This window comes from Microbacterium sp. Ag1, from assembly GCF_001005635.1.
Lineage (GTDB): Bacteria > Actinomycetota > Actinomycetes > Actinomycetales > Microbacteriaceae > Microbacterium > Microbacterium oxydans.
This window is the reverse complement of the sequence record NZ_LBCR01000027.1, coordinates 133,998-149,601: the sequence shown is the minus strand read 5'-3', so window position 1 is coordinate 149,601 and position 15,604 is coordinate 133,998. Positions and strand designations below refer to the sequence as shown.

General features: G+C 69.9%; 15 protein-coding genes. 4 read left to right on the top strand and 11 right to left on the bottom strand.

The genetic code is table 11. From position 1 onward, the window contains the following. Positions 1-146 precede the first annotated feature (146 nt). Complete coding sequence (locus AAY78_RS06840; RefSeq protein ID WP_046747572.1) at positions 147-716, top strand: TetR/AcrR family transcriptional regulator; 570 nt, start codon at positions 147-149, stop codon at positions 714-716. Between the two features lie 34 nt (positions 717-750). Here the strand turns inward: AAY78_RS06840 and AAY78_RS06835 are convergent, their stop codons facing one another. The 5 genes from AAY78_RS06835 to AAY78_RS06815 form a co-directional block, all read right to left on the bottom strand. Next, positions 751-1,701, bottom strand: a complete 951-nt coding sequence (locus AAY78_RS06835) for a DNA-methyltransferase (protein WP_052748689.1) — start codon at positions 1,699-1,701, stop codon at positions 751-753. A 122-nt stretch (positions 1,702-1,823) separates the two neighbouring features. After that, a complete protein-coding gene (locus AAY78_RS06830) occupies positions 1,824-2,873 on the bottom strand; it encodes a lipoate--protein ligase family protein (RefSeq protein ID WP_046747571.1) in 1,050 nt (349 codons plus the stop codon). Between the two features lie 38 nt (positions 2,874-2,911). Beyond that, on the bottom strand, positions 2,912-3,649 hold the full coding sequence (locus AAY78_RS06825) for a DUF1684 domain-containing protein (protein ID WP_046747570.1): 738 nt from the start codon (positions 3,647-3,649) through the stop codon (positions 2,912-2,914). A 264-nt stretch (positions 3,650-3,913) separates the two neighbouring features. Further along, positions 3,914-4,765: an alpha/beta fold hydrolase gene (locus AAY78_RS06820; protein WP_046747569.1), complete on the bottom strand. Its 852-nt coding sequence runs from the start codon at positions 4,763-4,765 to the stop codon at positions 3,914-3,916. A 35-nt stretch (positions 4,766-4,800) separates the two neighbouring features. Beyond that, entirely contained in the window at positions 4,801-5,538 is a 738-nt protein-coding gene (locus tag AAY78_RS06815; RefSeq protein ID WP_046747568.1) for a copper homeostasis protein CutC, read from the bottom strand. Between the two features lie 59 nt (positions 5,539-5,597). Here AAY78_RS06815 and AAY78_RS06810 point away from each other — a divergent pair, with 59 nt between their 5' ends. From AAY78_RS06810 to AAY78_RS06800, 3 genes are all read left to right on the top strand, one after another. After that, the gene (locus AAY78_RS06810; protein ID WP_046747567.1) at positions 5,598-6,038 is read left to right on the top strand and encodes a MarR family winged helix-turn-helix transcriptional regulator; all 441 of its coding nucleotides are present in this window, start codon (positions 5,598-5,600) and stop codon (positions 6,036-6,038) included. 5 nt (positions 6,039-6,043) lie between these two features. Continuing rightward, positions 6,044-7,378, top strand: coding sequence for an MFS transporter (locus AAY78_RS06805; protein ID WP_082108607.1), 1,335 nt, complete (start codon positions 6,044-6,046; stop codon positions 7,376-7,378). Between the two features lie 62 nt (positions 7,379-7,440). Beyond that, a complete protein-coding gene (locus tag AAY78_RS06800) occupies positions 7,441-7,728 on the top strand; it encodes a hypothetical protein (protein WP_045264425.1) in 288 nt (95 codons plus the stop codon). A gap of 87 nt (positions 7,729-7,815) precedes the next feature. On the opposite strand, the gene rocD is transcribed toward AAY78_RS06800, so the two are convergent. The 6 genes from rocD to AAY78_RS06770 all read right to left on the bottom strand — a co-directional run bounded on the left by rocD (position 7,816) and on the right by AAY78_RS06770 (position 15,521). Continuing rightward, positions 7,816-9,021, bottom strand: a complete 1,206-nt coding sequence (rocD, locus tag AAY78_RS06795) for an ornithine--oxo-acid transaminase (protein ID WP_046747565.1) — start codon at positions 9,019-9,021, stop codon at positions 7,816-7,818. Continuing rightward, positions 9,018-9,896, bottom strand: coding sequence for a dimethylargininase (gene ddaH, locus AAY78_RS06790; RefSeq protein WP_046747564.1), 879 nt, complete (start codon positions 9,894-9,896; stop codon positions 9,018-9,020). The genes rocD and ddaH overlap by 4 nt, the downstream gene beginning before the upstream one ends. Before the next feature lie 215 nt (positions 9,897-10,111). After that, entirely contained in the window at positions 10,112-11,128 is a 1,017-nt protein-coding gene (locus AAY78_RS06785) for an NAD(P)-dependent alcohol dehydrogenase (protein ID WP_052748678.1), read from the bottom strand. Continuing rightward, a complete protein-coding gene (locus AAY78_RS06780; protein ID WP_046747563.1) occupies positions 11,125-11,355 on the bottom strand; it encodes a helix-turn-helix transcriptional regulator in 231 nt (76 codons plus the stop codon). Before AAY78_RS06780 ends, AAY78_RS06785 begins: the two co-directional genes overlap by 4 nt. Continuing rightward, on the bottom strand, positions 11,355-11,819 hold the full coding sequence (locus AAY78_RS06775; protein WP_230977797.1) for a hypothetical protein: 465 nt from the start codon (positions 11,817-11,819) through the stop codon (positions 11,355-11,357). The genes AAY78_RS06780 and AAY78_RS06775 overlap by 1 nt, the downstream gene beginning before the upstream one ends. 51 nt (positions 11,820-11,870) lie before the next feature. Beyond that, positions 11,871-15,521: a proline dehydrogenase family protein gene (locus AAY78_RS06770; RefSeq protein ID WP_046747561.1), complete on the bottom strand. Its 3,651-nt coding sequence runs from the start codon at positions 15,519-15,521 to the stop codon at positions 11,871-11,873. Positions 15,522-15,604: the final 83 nt, after the last annotated feature.

The window sequence follows — 15,604 nt, the reverse complement described above, 5'->3', positions numbered from 1 at the left end:
GATCGGGTCGGTGAGCGTGATCAGGTCAATACCAAACGGTGTTTGGTATTCGTCGGACATGCTGACAGATCGTCGACTGTCCGCGCAAGCGTTTCACGAACGTTGTTTGGTTTTTGTGATCCGAGCGTGACGGTTACCCTGGAGCGATGGCTACACGGGGGGCATACGCGAAGGGCGTCGCCAAGCGCGAGGAGATCCTCGACGCCGCACTCGCCGTCGTGGCCGAGCACGGCTACCGCAAGGCGTCGGTCCGGGAGATCGCGGACGCCGCCGGACTCAGCCCGGCGGGCCTGCTGCACTACTTCGGCAGCAAGGAGGAGCTGTTCGTCGCGATCCTCCGCGCCAGAGACGACCGCGACGAGCAGCACTACGCCGGCGAAGACGCCTCGGCCGCGTTCCTCGCGGTCATCCGTCACAACGCATCCGTCCCCGGTCTCGTGCAGCTCTACGCGCAGTTGGCCGCCGAAGCCGGGGATCCTGCCCACCCCGCCCACGCCTACTTCCGCGAGCGCACCGAGCGCATCGAGACCTTCACCCGCGCTCAGCTCATCATCGACCAGGAACAGGGGCGGATCCGCGCCGACCTCGACCCGGCATGGGTCGTCCGCACCCTGCATGCCTTGGCCGATGGGCTGCAGGCTGCGTGGATGCTCGATCCCTCGCTCGACATGGCGGCAGAGATCGAGCGGTTCCTCGTGCTGCTCCGCCCCTCCTGACGGAACGGTCGCGGCTACTCCGGCCGAGTGTGGTTCAACGAAGCGACGTCACCTCGGCGTGCGGCATCCGCGTCTTCATTATCCTGACGGCCTCGGGGTTGTCGTCGACCAGCACGGCGTCGCGTCCGAGGGCCGAGGCCACCGCTCCCGTCGTCCCACTGCCCGCGAAGAGGTCGAGCACACGGTCGCCAGGACGACTCGACGCCGTGACGATGCGCCGCAGGATCCCCTCGGGCTTCTGCGTGGGATAGCCGGTCTTCTCCCGACCGGTGGTGGGCACGATCGTGTGCCACCACACGTCGGTCGGCAGTTTGCCGCGCGCCGCCTTCTCGGCGGTGACGAGCCCAGGCGCCATGTACGGCTCGCGGTCGACCTCGTCGGAGTTGAACACGTACCCTCGAGGGTTCTTCACGTACACCAGGATCGTGTCGTGCTTGGTGGGCCAGCGGCTGCGCGACTTGGCGCCGTAGTCATACGCCCAGATCAGCTCGTTGAGGAAGCAGTCCCGCCCGAACACCGCGTCGAGCATGACCTTCGCGTAGTGCGCCTCACGGTAGTCGAGGTGCAGGTACAGCGTGCCGTCGTCGGCGAGCAACCGCCAGGCCTCTTCGAGCCGTGGCATCAGGAAGGAGCCGTAGTCGTCGAAGCGGTCGTCATAGGCGCGCAGCATCCCGCGCACCCGCTCATAGGCGTGTCCGTGGAAGCCGTGCCGCACCTCGGTGTCAGCGGCCGGCGCGGTCTCACCCGGCTCCGGTGAAGAACTCCGCAGATCCGTGCCGGTCACCCCCACGAGGTCGTGGATCCCCGGGACCGGTTCCGTGGCCGGCACCGGTTCTTGAGGAGTTGCCAACATCCGCCGTGCGGTCACCACCTGCCGCTCCTGCGTGCGGCCGGTGTTGAACGGCGGGTCCAGGTACACAAGCGTGAACGAACCGGAAGGCAGGGTCGCGGCGACGGCGACGTTGTCGCCCTCGACGATCGTCACCGCGCCCGGTACGACCGGCTGCGGTACGACCGGCTCCGGCACGACCGGCTCTGACACGGATACGGTGTCTGCCACGACGTCAGGGGTGTCCGCCGCAGGGGGGAGGTGAGGGGCCGGCGCCGTCACGGCACCCGATGCAGCCAGGCCTCGGTGGCGAACTTCGATTCGACGAGCGCCTCGGCGGCGGCGTACTCGTCGGCCGAGATCGACCCGGTCTCGGCGTCGGTCAGCGAGCGGAAGGTGTCCTTGAACCGTTCGATGATCTCCGCGCGCTCGAGGCCGGTCTGGCTGCGCAGCGGGTCGACGCGCTTGGCGGCAGAGGCGGTTCCCTTGTCGCTGAGCTTCTCCCGTCCGATGCGCAGCACCTCGGTCATCACCTGACCGTCGATGTCGTACGACAGGGTCGCATGGTGCAGCACTCCGCCGTTCGCCAACCGCTTCTGGGCGGCGCCGCCGATCTTGCCGGTCGGGCTCGCGATGTCGTTGAGCGGCTGGTAGACGGCATCGATGCCGAGCGAACGCAGCGCCTGCAGCACCCAGTCGTCGAGGAAGGCGTAGGAGTCGGCGAAGGTCATCCCCGCCACGAGTGAAGCCGGTACGTACAGAGAGTAGGTGATGATCTGCCCCGCGGCCATGAGCATCGCCCCACCGCCCGAGATACGACGGACGACGTCGAATCCGTGCTTCGCAGCTCCCTCGGGGTCGACCTCGTTGCGGTACGACTGGAACGATCCGATCACCACGGCAGACTGGTCCCACTCCCAGATGCGCAGGGTGGGACGGCGACGCCCCTCGCCGACGCGGGAGGTGAGCACCTCGTCGAGCGCGAGGTTCATGCGTGGCGACGCAGCCTTCTCGTGCACGATCTCCCAGTCGAAGTCGCGCCACCCAGGGGCGGTCACGAGTGCGCGACGCACCGCGGTTCCGACAGCCTCCGGTGTGAACCCGAGCAGCTGTGCCCCGTCGGGCAGCGCGGCGCGGACGGCTGCGGCGATCGCCGTCGCGTCCGATTCCACGGGCAGTCCGTCGACGGCGGCGTTGATGTCGTCCAGCGCCGAGTCGGGCTCGAGGAAGAAGTCGCCGGCGAGCCGGAAGCGGGAGATCCGGTCGTCCTCGATCTCGAGGTCGACGACGACGAGCTTTCCACCTGGGACCTTGTATTCACCGTGCACGGTTCCAGCTTAAGGCGCGCGGCCCCTGTTACGGCGGGTCAGCCTCCGAGCACGACGACGCGCTCACCCGCGCGGATCGGGGTCGAGTATCGATTCCCGGCGGGCGGCAGCGGGCACACGAACTGGTCGGAGAATGCGCACGGCGGCAGATAGGCGCGGTTGAAGTCGATCACGGCAGTGCCGTCCACGGCCGGTTCGTCGACCGGAAGGAACCGGAAGCGGTAGGTCTCGAGGCCGTTCGTCCCGTCTGCGAACACCGCGCTCAGCCCGCCCTGAGCACCTCGGGTCACGGTGAGCGTCTGCGGCGCACCCGCCAGCTCGAAGCGCAGCCGACCGGCGACGGGCGTCTCCCGCGCATCGCCGTCGACCGACGTGATCACGATCTGCTCGTCGGGTGTCTCCTCGAAGACAGCCGGCAGACGCCAGCGCTCGTCGGGGGCATAGGCATCGATCGCGGTGAACCACTCGCGCTGCGGACGAGCCGGATTCAGCACACGCAGCGCTATCGTGCCGTGGCGCTCGAACACGCGCAGCTCGCGGCGCCCGAGCCGGATGCTCTGCGTGCCCCGCAGCGTGACGGTGGATCCCGCCTGGCCCAGCTCGCTGCCGCGGATGCCGCCGTCGCCGGTGAGCGCCCAGAGCCCGGGGATGCCGTCCACGGCCGCGGCCTCCGTGATGAGCCAGTTCGTCGACTCGAGTGCCGACGGGCCGTACTCCGAGCCCGCGTACCGCTCCCTGGACGCGTGCCAGTCCTGCCAGTCCTTCACGAAGCTCATCGGAGCGCTCCCTCCCGTGCGGGGTGCCGCCGAGCGGGGCACTCCTCGCTCATGCGCGGAATATTGCCCCGAATCTACGGTGACCCCGCGGCGCGCGAGACGCCCGTGTCACACGCCTTCACCGCGCGTAACGTCGCGTTACATCCGCACCACGCGGGAACATCTCGCCCCAGACCCACGCTCCCCGCCGAGACCCACCGCGGCGAGCGGTCGCCACAGTGGGTGTGGCCGAGGAGCATGGGTCTCGGCGGTGGAGCCGGGAGCTCAGCGTGCGGGGATGTGCGTGTCGAGCCAGGCGAGCACGTCGGCGCGCACCTCGTCCTGCTGCAGCTCCGCGAAGATCTCGTGGCGCGCGTCGGGGTAGACGAGCGTGGTGACGTCGGTGAGACCTGAACGGTTGCGGTACTCGTCGGCGAGCTTGTGCACGCTGCGCGGTCCGCCCACCGGGTCGTCCCGCCCGACCAGCAGGAGCATCGGGATGTCGTGCCCCAGGTCCTTGGCAGGGCGGCCGTACAGCTTCGCCGCCTCGATCGGGCCGAACAGCTTGAGCAGCGGCACATCGGTGGTCAGCGGATCCTCGTCGAACGCGGTCCACACGGCGGGGTCTCGGCTGAGCCACTCCAGCCCGGTCGCGCCCTCACCTGCCCAGCGCGCATTCAGCGGAGCGGCGTTCAGTGAGCCCGGCATGCGCAGGGCAGAGCCGGACAGGATCACGGCGTCCCACGCGTCCGGGTGCTCGTTGACGAGCATCTGTGCGAGGAACGATCCCCACGAGTGCCCGAGCAGCACGAGCGGCAGATCGGGATTCTCCTCGCGGATGATGCCCGTCAGCTGCCAGACGGCTTCCACGGCCGCACGCAGCCCGCCCTTGCCCAGACGGCCGAGCTTCTCCGGGCCGCCGTGCTGGCGGATGCCGGTGCGGCCATGACCGCGGTGGTCGTCGGCGTAGACGTGGAATCCGGCAGCCGTGAGCGCGGTGATCAGCGCACCGTACCGCCCTGCATGCTCTCCGACGCCGTGCAGCAGCTGCACCACGCCGCGCGGGGTCCCCTCGGCGGGATGGACGTCGTAGACGATGTCGACACCATAGGCATCGGTGAACTCGCGGGTATCCATCACGCTGCGAGCCTACCCATCACCGGAAGAGGCGGCTACCGCGCGAGGGCGTCGCGGATCGCGAAGGCGGTGTCGCGATCGGTCACCTCGTAGCCGCCGACCCCGTCGGAGGCCGACCCCATCCGCACGCCGCCGTCTTCGTTCACGGCACGCTTCGCGGAGAAATGGATCGCGTCCACGCCCGCGGCTGCGAGCAGCGGAGCGCTCGCCACATCGACGCCGCTGCCCGCCATGATCTCGATCTCGCCCTCTGCGGCCGCGACGAGCGCACGCAACGTGTCGATGCCGTCGATCGCGGCCGACGCTCCCCCCGAGGTGAGCACCCGACGCAGGCCCAGCTCGCGGGCGCTTCGCAGCGTCGCGACCGGATCGGCCGTCACGTCGATCGCGCGGTGCAGCGTCGCGGGTGCGCCGGCTGCGGCATCTCGGAGGCGCGCCATGGCGAACAGGTCGAGTCGCCCCTCGGCGTCGAGGGCGCCGATGACCACGCCCGCAGCACCGGCGGCGATCGCGCGGCGCACATCGAGCTCGGCCACGGCGAGTTCGTCGTCGTCATAGTGGAAGCCGCCCGCGCGCGGGCGGATCAGCACGTGCACCTCGGGGCCATCGACCCCTGCCGTCTCGACGGCGAGCTCGATCGTCGCGGGCGACGGGGTGAGTCCACCGAGGGCGAGAGCCGTCGCGAGCTCGACGCGTGCCGCGCCGACCTCCTTGGCGATGCGCACTCCGGCGGGGTCCTGCACGGCGATTTCCAAGGCGAGCGTTCGGGGCACCCCTCCATTGTGCCCGCTGCCGCGACGGCATCCGGAAAATTAGATAGGCTATCTAAGTAATGTCTGCGTCTGATGAATCCCTCCGCCTCACCGCCACAGACCTTCGCATGGCCACGTTCCGGCTGGCCCGCCGCCTCCGCTGCGCCCGCGCCGCCGACTCGATGAGCGACGCGCAGCTGGCGGTGCTCGCCGACCTGCGCATGAACGGCCGACGCACGGTCTCGACCCTCGCCGAACGCGAACGCGTGACCGCGCCGTCGATGACGAGCACGATCAACGGCCTCGAGGAACAGGGCTTCGTCGTGCGCACCCCCGACGAGGACGACCGGCGACGCGTGCAGGTCGACATCACCCCGGCCGGTGCCGAGATCGTGGTCGAGACCATCCGCCGGCGCGACGAGCTGCTGGCCGACATGCTGCGCGAGGTCGACTACACCGAGGCCGAGCTGACCACACTGCGCGAAGCGAGCGCCCTGATGCGGCGGGTGGTGGAGAGATGAGCGCCATGTTCCGCTCGTTCGCGAACATCAACTACCGGATCTGGTTCGCGGGCGCCCTGATCTCCAACGTCGGCGGATGGATGCAGGCCACCGCGCAGGACTGGGTGGTGCTCACCGAGCTCACCGACAACGACGCCACGGCGATGGGCGTCACCATGGCCCTGCAGTTCGGGCCTCCCCTCGTGCTCGTGAGCATGACGGGGTGGGTGGCCGACCGCTTCGACCGCCGGCACATCCTCTTCGCGACACAGTCGGCATTGCTGGCCCTGGCCATCGCGGTCGGTGTGCTGCTGCTCAACGACCTCATGACGCTGCCGATGATGTTCGGGTTCGCCCTCGGATTCGGCATCGTGAACGCCTTCGACGCCCCGGCCAGGCAGGCGTTCGTCTCGGACATGGTCTCCACCGGAGACACCTCGAACGCAGTGGCCCTCAACTCGGCGTCGTTCAACCTCGCCCGCATGGTGGGACCGGCCGTCGGAGGCCTGCTGATCGTGGCGATCGGCTCGGGCTGGGTGTTCATCGTGAACGCCGCGACCTTCCTGGCGATGCTCCTCGCGCTCCTGTTGATGCGGCGCAGCCTGCTCGCCCCTCGGCTGAAGAACCGCAGCCGCGGTGGCCTGGCAGCCGGCTTCCGGTACGTATGGGGACGCAGCGACCTGAAGGTCGTCTTCGTCACGGTCTTCCTGATCGGCGCCTTCGGCATGAACTTCCCGATCTTCGCCTCGACCATGGCACTCGAGTTCGGTGCGGGAGCCGACGGATACGGTGTGCTCAGCTCGGTGCTGGCCATCGGGTCGCTGATCGGCGCCCTGCTGGCCGCACGTCGCGACCGGGCCCGGGTACGGGTGGTGATCCTGGCTGCTGGCGGGTTCGGGATCGCCGCCTTCGTGTCGTCCGTGATGCCCAGCTACGCGTCGTACGCCGTGACCCTGACGTTCACCGGCTTCATGATCGTGACGCTGCTCACCACCGCCAACGGCTACGTGCAGATCACCACCGATCCCGCCCTGCGCGGCCGTGTGCTCGCGCTCTACATGGCGGTGATCATGGGCTCGACCCCGGTGGGCGCTCCGATCGCGGGGTGGGTCGCCGACACGTTCGGGCCGCGCGCTGCGATCATGCTCGGCGGCACGGCCGGATTCGTCGCCTGTGCGATCGGCGTGATCTGGGTGGCGACGTCCGGGCGCCTGCGACGCGACGAGAACCGCCGCTTCCTGCTCACACTCGACGAGACCCGCCCGCTCAGCGTGATCGAGGTCGACCCGATCGAGTTCAGCGACGAGGCCGCCGTGACCACGCCGATCCGCACCGCCAAGCGGCGCGACCCCGACGACTGAGCATCCTCGGCCTGTTTGTCAATGCCCTCTGCGGAGGGCCGCACCCGACGTAGCGTCGTCGCATGGACGAGAACACGGAACGCACCCCCCACCCGCAGGACCCGGCAGAGGGCGCACCCGGAGTCGGAGCACCGGACGAGGACTCCGGCCAGGGCGACGGCACCGGCGGAGCCATCCAGGGTGATGCCTCGCGCGGCGAGTCCACCGGAGGAGCCATCCAGGGCGACGCCGGCCAGGGCCATCGTGCGGCCCTCGGCGGCGACGAGAACACCGAGGACCAGCTCGACGCCGACAACGCCGCCGAAGAGGACACCCTCAAGACGCTCGACCCGGATTCCCCACCGGCCTGAGCGGCACGAGGACAGCGCCACCGCCAGCCGTCTCATCCCCAGTCGACGGCCGTGACAGCGGTGGCGCTGTCCGTGTCGGCGGGTCGGTCAGGCGCCCAGCACGAGCTTGAGCTGCTCCACCGCCCAGTCGAGCTCGGTCGCACGGATCACCAGCGGCGGCGCGATGCGCACCGTCTGTCCATGCGTGTCCTTCACCAGCACGCCGCGTTCGAGCAGCTTCTCGGCGATCTCCCGCCCTGTGCCCTTCGCGGGGTCGATGTCGACTCCGGCCCAGAGTCCCGCGATGCGCACGGCCGTGACGCCGTGGCCGATCAGCGGCTGCAGCGCCTGCTCCAGATGGGCTCCCAGCGCACGGGCGCGCTCCTGGAACTCCCCCGTCTGCAGCATCTCGACGACGCGCAGGCCCACGGCTGCGGCGAGCGGGTTGCCGCCGAACGTCGAGCCGTGCTCGCCGGGACGGATCACACCGAGCACATCGGAGTCGCCGACCACGGCCGAGACCGGGAGGATGCCGCCGCCCAAAGCCTTACCGAGCAGGTACAGGTCGGGCACGACGCCTTCGCGGTCGCATGCGAACGTCTCTCCCACGCGACCGAGACCGGCCTGGATCTCGTCGGCGATGAACAGCACGTTCTTCTCATCGCAGATCTCGCGGATGCGGCGCAGGTATCCCTCCGGCGGGATCACGACCCCTGCCTCGCCCTGGATCGGCTCCACGAGCACGGCGGCAGTGTCGTCGGTGATGGCTGCGGCGATGACGTCCGCGTCGCCGTACGGCACGACGTCGAAGCCGGGCGTGTAGGGCCCGAAGTCGTCGCGCGCCTGCTCGTCGTCGCTGAAGCTGACGATCGTGGTCGTGCGTCCGTGGAAGTTCCCGGCCGCGACGATGATGCGTGCCCTGCCCTCGGCGATGCCCTTGACGCGGTAGCCCCACGCGCGGGCGACCTTGATGCCGGTCTCGACGGCTTCGGCACCGGTGTTCATCGGCAGCACGAGGTCTTTGCCGGCGAGCTCCGCCAGCGCCGCGGCGAACGGTTCGAGGCGGTCGCTCTGGAACGCACGGCTGACGAGCGTGACCCGCCCGAGCTGCTCGGTGAGCGCGGCGACGAGTGCCGGGTGCCGGTGTCCGAAGTTCACGGCGGAATACGCGGCGAGCAGATCGAGGTAGCGCTTGCCCTCGACATCCGTCACCCACGCGCCCTCTGCGCGGGCGATGTTCACGGGCAGCGGGTGGTAGTTGTGTGCGACGTGCGGCTCGGTGTTCACATCGGCGCCTGCCTCCAGCGCGGTCACTTCGCGCCCCGAAGCTCGAGCGTGCAGCACTTGATGCCGCCGCCGCCGAGCAGCAGCTCGGAAAGGTCGATCATGATCGGGTTGTAACCGCGCTCGCGCAGCTGCTTCTCGAAGCCCTTCGCGCGCGGGGAGATGATCACGTTGTAGCCGTCGCTCGCCGAGTTCAGGCCGAACACCGAGCCGTCCTCGTCCGACACCAGGATCGCGTCGGGGAAGCGCTTCTCGAGCTCGGCGCGGCTCGCGTCATCGAAGGCACCGGGGAGGTACGCGATGTTCGCGTGCTCGGGGCCGCCGTTCTCGAGACCCTGCACCGGATCGAGCACGGCGATCGCGGTGTCGAGGTGGTAGAAGCGCGGGTCGACCAGGTTGAGCGACACGACCTCGCGGCCGAAGACCTCGCCGACCTCGCGGTGACTGTCGCCGGTCGAGCGGAAGCCGGTGCCGGCGAGGATCACGTCACCGACGAGCAGGAAGTCGCCCTCGCCCTCGTTGACCTCCTTCGGCATCACGGTGTCGTAGCCCGCGCCGCGGAACCAATCGGCGAAGGCGGGAGCCTCGCCCTGGCGCTCGACGAAGCGGAACTCGGGCACATAGGCGCGGCCGTCGATGAGGAACCCGCCGTTGGCCGTGTAGACCATGTCGGGGTATCCGGCGAGCGGCTCGATGAGCTCGACGTCGTGGCCCAGCTCGACGTACAGGTCGTGGAGCTTCTGCCACTGCGCGACCGCCTTCGCGGTGTCGGTGGGCTTCGACGGCTCCATCCACGGATTGATGGAGTAGTTGACGGTGAAGTGCTCCGGCTTGCACATCAGGTAGTGGCGGTGGTGCGCGGTGCGGGCGGGGGCGGTGGAGACGGCGGCTTCAGGCGTCGACATGGGAGCTCTCCTCGGAGGACGGGCGCGGCGGACGCTGTCCAGGGGCCCGGCGGTCCTTCGACCCTTCGCTCGATCGAGCGGGCGTCGGGGAAGATGCGACTCGGGCACGCCGGGGTCCATTCTGTCACCCGCCCCCTGTGCACCGCCAGAGCGCGGTGGGGGGGTGCTCCGCCACACCACTGTCGGTGCGGCACCAGAACACCGCCGATGAACGCTCAGACCGCGGTGCCGGCGACCACGAGCTTGCCCACCGTGTGGCCGGCTTCCAGTCGGGAGAGAGCCGCCGATGCCTCGGCGAAGGGATACTCGCGCTCGATGACGGGGACGATCCGCCCTTCGGCCACGAGGTCGAGCAGCTTCGCCAGCACCTCGGGGCGTGGCGTCGCGGCGAGCGGTCGGATGCTCCGCGAGCCGATCGACAGGAACACCGCGCGCAGCATCCGTGGGACGGGGCCGAGCACATGGCCGCCGTCGCCGGTGACCAGCACGACTGTGCCGCCGGGAACGACGAGACGCTTCAGCTCGCGCAGCGGCATCCCTCCCGCGATGTCGATGATCGCGTCGAATCGGCCGTCCGCGAGCGTGCTCAACGGCGACTCCCTGTGGTCGAACGTGCGCACCGCGCCGAGCTGCTCGATCAGCGGCGCGTTGCGGTCGCGACAGGTCGCCCATACCTCGGCTCCGCGGAGAGTCGCGAGCTGCACGGCGAACGTGCCGACACCTCCGGATGCACCGATGATCAGCACGCGCGGCGCCCCACCCGCCGCGTGGCCAACGTCTGCGAGCCCGACCCCGGCGAGGTCGAGCGCCTGCCAGGCGGTACCACCGGCGACCGGCAGGCAGGCAGCGGTCTCTGCCGCGATGTCGGTGGGGATCAGCACGAGCCGTGCTGCGGGAACGCATACGTACTCGGCGAGACCGCCGCCACCGACCAGCTCGCCGACGACCTCCTCACCGATCTCGGCGCCGACGACGTCCGGCCCCACGGCGACCACTGTGCCGGCGACCTCCATGCCGCGCACCGGATGCTTCGGGCGGGTGAGTCCGAACACCGGTCGCACGAGCAGCGGATCACCGAGCAGGAGGCGCACATCGCCCGCGTTCAGAGCCGTCGCGTGCACCCGCAGCAGCACTTCGCCGCGACCGGGCACCGGGACCGGGATGCGCTCGAGGGTCACACCGTCGGCCGGCCCGTAGGTCTCTCGCCGCCACGCCGTCATCGACCGGCTCATGATGCTGCTCCTGACGTGTCGGGGTACTCGAAGATGTCGTCGAGGCCCACGCCGAACGCACGGGCGATCTGGAAGGCGAGTTCGAGCGTCGGCGAGTACTTCTGCTGTTCGATCGCGATGAGCGTCTGTCGCGTCACCCCGACCGTGCGGGCGAGCTCGGCCTGGGTGAGACCGGCCTGCTCGCGATGAGCGCGGATGGTGTTGGAGACGAGAGTGGGCTTGACCATCAGACGAGGCCTCGCCGGTAGGCGATCACCCTGGCGACACCGCCGACGAGCGCGGCTACCGCGAAGCCCGCGAACATGGTGTTCGCGATCCAGAAGACGTCGGCCCCGACAGCGCACAGCGCGATCACCCCGAGGCCGGCGATCACGATGAAGGCCTGCTCCACCCGCCCACCCATGCGGCTGATGTCGCGGTCGCGGATGTCGGAGCGGCCGACCCCGTCGGGATCGCTCATCCCGGCGATGATGCCCCACACCACGCTGAGCAGGATCGTCGCGACGATGCCGCCGCCGATCACCCACAGCATGAGCGGGAACCAGTCGACGTCGGTGAGCGGTCCGCCCCCGGCCTGCTGGAGCACCAGCACGACGTAGACGACCATCACGATGGGGCTCACGATGAGTCCCGCCCACGCATTGCGCTCTTCGTAGACCACGACGCCTCCGATGTAAAAGATTCTTGACACGCTCAGCGTACGACCGCTTACCAGATGTGTCAAGAATTCTTTACATGTGACTCAGATCACGTCACTGCTCCAGGCGTCGAGGTTGCCGTAACGGTGCGCGGTGATCGAGATCGACTGCTCGTGCACGAACGGCAGCAGCTCGATGCGGGCGGCCGCCGTCACCTCGCCGTCGTACACCGCGAGATCGGGATCGCCAGCGGAAGCCGCGGCCAGCTCCGCGCGGAGAGCGGCGACACCCTCACGACCGCCGACCAGTCGCACTCGATCGCTCGCCGGCAGTGTGACGCCTTCGAGGTCGGCGTCCTGACGGAGCAGCCGCTGCAACCACTCGTCGTCGCTCTCGAGGAACACCGGGGCGTCGAGGTCTCCGAGCGCTCGGCGCACCTCGGCGGGCAAACCGGAAGGGGTCGAGATGACGAACCTGGCGCCGGAGCGCACCCCGGCGATCACCACGCGCAGCAGGTCGTGCAGCGCGGCGTCGTCGGTCGCGCGCACTTCGACGGGCACGGGGCGATAGCGGAACAGGTTGCGCTCGACTCCCAGACGCGACACGTCGCGCACCTGGCCGAACTCCCGATCCCAGGCCAGCGCATCCGAGAGAGCCGAGCGCCGCAGCCACTCGAACGACTCATACGCGAGCGAGGACTGTGCCGCCTCGATCACCGCGGTGATGCGCGAATCGAGCCCGCGCAGGTGCAGGGTGCTGGAGGCCGGCCCTCCCGACTGCGAGCGCCACGATCCCAGACCGATGAGATAGTTGGGCCCACCCGCCTTCGCGCCAGGGCCGACCGAGGAGCGCTTCCAGCCGCCGAAGGGCTGACGCTGCACGATCGCGCCGGTGATGCCGCGATTCACGTAGAGATTGCCCGCCTGCACCCGGTCGAGCCAGTACGACAGCTCCTCCGGATCCTGGGTGTGCAGCCCTGCGGTGAGTCCGTAGGCGACGGCGTTCTGCATCTCCACGGCGCGCGCGAGGGTCGGGGCGTGCATCACCCCGAGCACGGGGCCGAAGAACTCCTCGGTGTGGAAACGCGATCCCGGTTGCACCCCGACGCGCACGCCGGGACGCCACAGCCGTCGGCTGCCGTCGTCCGCCACGGCGAGAGACGGCTCGATCAGCCACTGCTCGTCGCCCTCGAGCTCACTCAGCGCCCAGGCGAGCTTGCCCTGCGGCTGCTCGATCACCGGCCCCACCTCGGCCAGCGGATCGGTAGGAGGACCGACGTGCAGCGAGCGCACGGCATCGGCCAACTGGCGGGCGAACCGGGCCGAGCGTCCGACCGGCCCCACGAGGATCGCGAGCGACGCCGCCGAGCACTTCTGCCCGGCATGTCCGAAGGCGCTCTTGACGAGGTCGGCGACCGCGAGGTCGAGATCGGCGGAAGGCGTGATGATGATCGCGTTCTTGCCGCTGGTCTCCGCGAGCAGCGGCAGATCCGGGCGCCAGGAGCGGAACAGCGCCGCCGTGTCCCACGCGCCGGTGAGGATCACCCGGTCGACCGCCTCGTGCGTGATCAGCTCGCGGCCGAGCTCCCCCTCTTCGACGTCGACGAGCGCCAACAGGTCGCGGGGGATCCCTGCCTCCCACAGCGTCTCGGCGATCACCGCCGCACAGCGACGGGCCTGCGGTGCGGGCTTGAAGACCACACCGGAACCTGCGGCGAGCGCGGCGAGCACTCCTCCGGCGGGAATGGCGACGGGGAAGTTCCAGGGCGGCGTGACGACCGTGACGGATGCCGGGACGAACACGGCGCCGGCGATCGCGTCGAGCTCCCTGGCCTTGGCTGCGTAGTACCGCGCGAAGTCGACGGCCTCACTCACCTCGATGTCGGCTTCTGCGAAGACCTTGCCGGTCTCGGAGGCCGCGACCTCGATGAGGTCTCCGCGACGAGCCTCGAGTGCAGCCGCGGCACGCAGCAGCACCTCGGCACGCTCGGCGGCAGGTCGCCCGCCCCAGGCCGGGGCCGCACGACGCACACCGTGCACGACCCGCTCGAGCTCGTCCGCCTCGGACACCTGCGCCGCCGCGATCGTGGCAGACCCCAGGTCGGCGGTCGCGATGCGCTCGCGCACCTCGCGCGCCCATTGGCGGTTGGCGGGAAGCGCGGGGTCGCTGTCGACGGTGTTCGCGAAGCCGGGGGCTCCGCCGGTGTCCTGCTCCAGCTCGCGGGCGGAGTAGACCGCGGTCTCCAGGAACGCCTCCCGGCCGCTGTCGTCCGAGCCGCGGGAGATGCCGAGCACCGCCTTGGTCAGGTCGGTCTCCGGCACCGGGGCGACGGGTGCAGGGCGCAGCGACTCGTGCACGGGGGCGAGACGGTCCTGCGTGCGACGGGGTCCGATGCGCAGCGTCGGGTCGCCCGCCCTGTCGAGCGCATCGAGGAAGCGATTCTGCTCGCGGACGAACAGCGACTCGTCCTCGCCGAGCCGGAAGGCGGCGGAGAGGAAGTTGTCCGGCGAGGCGTTCTCCTCGAGCCGCCGCACCAGGTAGCTGATGGCCACGTCGAACTCCGCTGGCTCCACCACCGGCACGTAGAGCAGCACCGGTCCGACCTCGCGCGAGACGGCTCGCACCTGCCCCTGGGCCATGCCGAGCAGCATCTCGAACTCCACGGCCTCCCGCACGCCCCGCTCGCCCGCCAGCAGCCAGGCGTAGGCGATGCCGAAGAGGTTGTGCCCCGCGACGCCGATCTTCACCGCAGCCGTGTGCTCCGGCCGCAGCGCCCAGTCGAGGCAGCGCAGGTAGTTCGCGTCGGTGTCGAGCTTGGTGTCGTAGGTCGCAGGCGTCCACCCGTGCATCCGCGCCTCGACGTGCTCCATCGCGAGGTTCGCCCCCTTCACGAGACGCACCTTGATGCGGGCGCCGCCGTGCGCCACGCGGTCCTGCGCCCACGCGGTGAGCTCCTGCAGGGCGGGCAGCGCGTCCGGCAGGTACGCCTGCAGCACGATCCCGGCTTCGAGCCCGGCCAGTCGGGGGTCCTCGAGGATGCGCGTGAAGACGGCGATCGTGAGGTCGAGGTCGCGGTACTCCTCCATGTCCAGGTTGATGAAGGTGCCGTCGGCCGCCGCCGCGAGATACAGCGGAAGGAGCCGCTCTACCACCTCGTCGACGACCTCGTCGAAAGCCCACATCGACAGGTGGCTGATGATCGCCGAGACCTTCACCGAGACGTAGTCCACGTCCGGACGGCGGACGAGCGCGTGGATGCCGTCGAGCCGTCGTCGGGCCTCCGCCTCCCCGAGCACGGCCTCGCCGAGCAGGTTGAGGTTGAGCCGGGAGCCGTCGGCGCGGATCCGCTCGATCGCGGCGCCGAGCTTGGCAGGGCGCGCGTCGACGACCAGGTGCCCCACCATGTCCCGGAGCACCCGACGGGCGATCGGCACCACGGGCGTCGGGAGGATCTGCGCGACCCCGCCACCGAGACGTACCACCGAGCGCAGGTACCAGGGCAGGAACTCGGGCACGATCGGGGCGATGCGGTGCAGCTGCGAGGCCGCGGCGGTCAGGCTCTCCGGACGCATGACGCCGTCGACGAACCCCAGGGTGAACGGGAGTCCGTTCGCGTCCTGCAGCACTCCGGCGAGCCGGGCGGCGGCAGGGTCTGGTTCTGTGGCCGCGGCCTCGATCGTCCACCGCCGAGCCAGCTCGACGGCGCGGTCTGCGAGGGATGCGGATGCCACGGCATCCGGCGGGAGGTCTGCCATGGATTTCAGCCTAGGTCTGGACACCCCGGATTCCGCGCCGCGCCGCCGCTTTCCGCCATCCGCGTCCGCTTCGCATGCGGCCG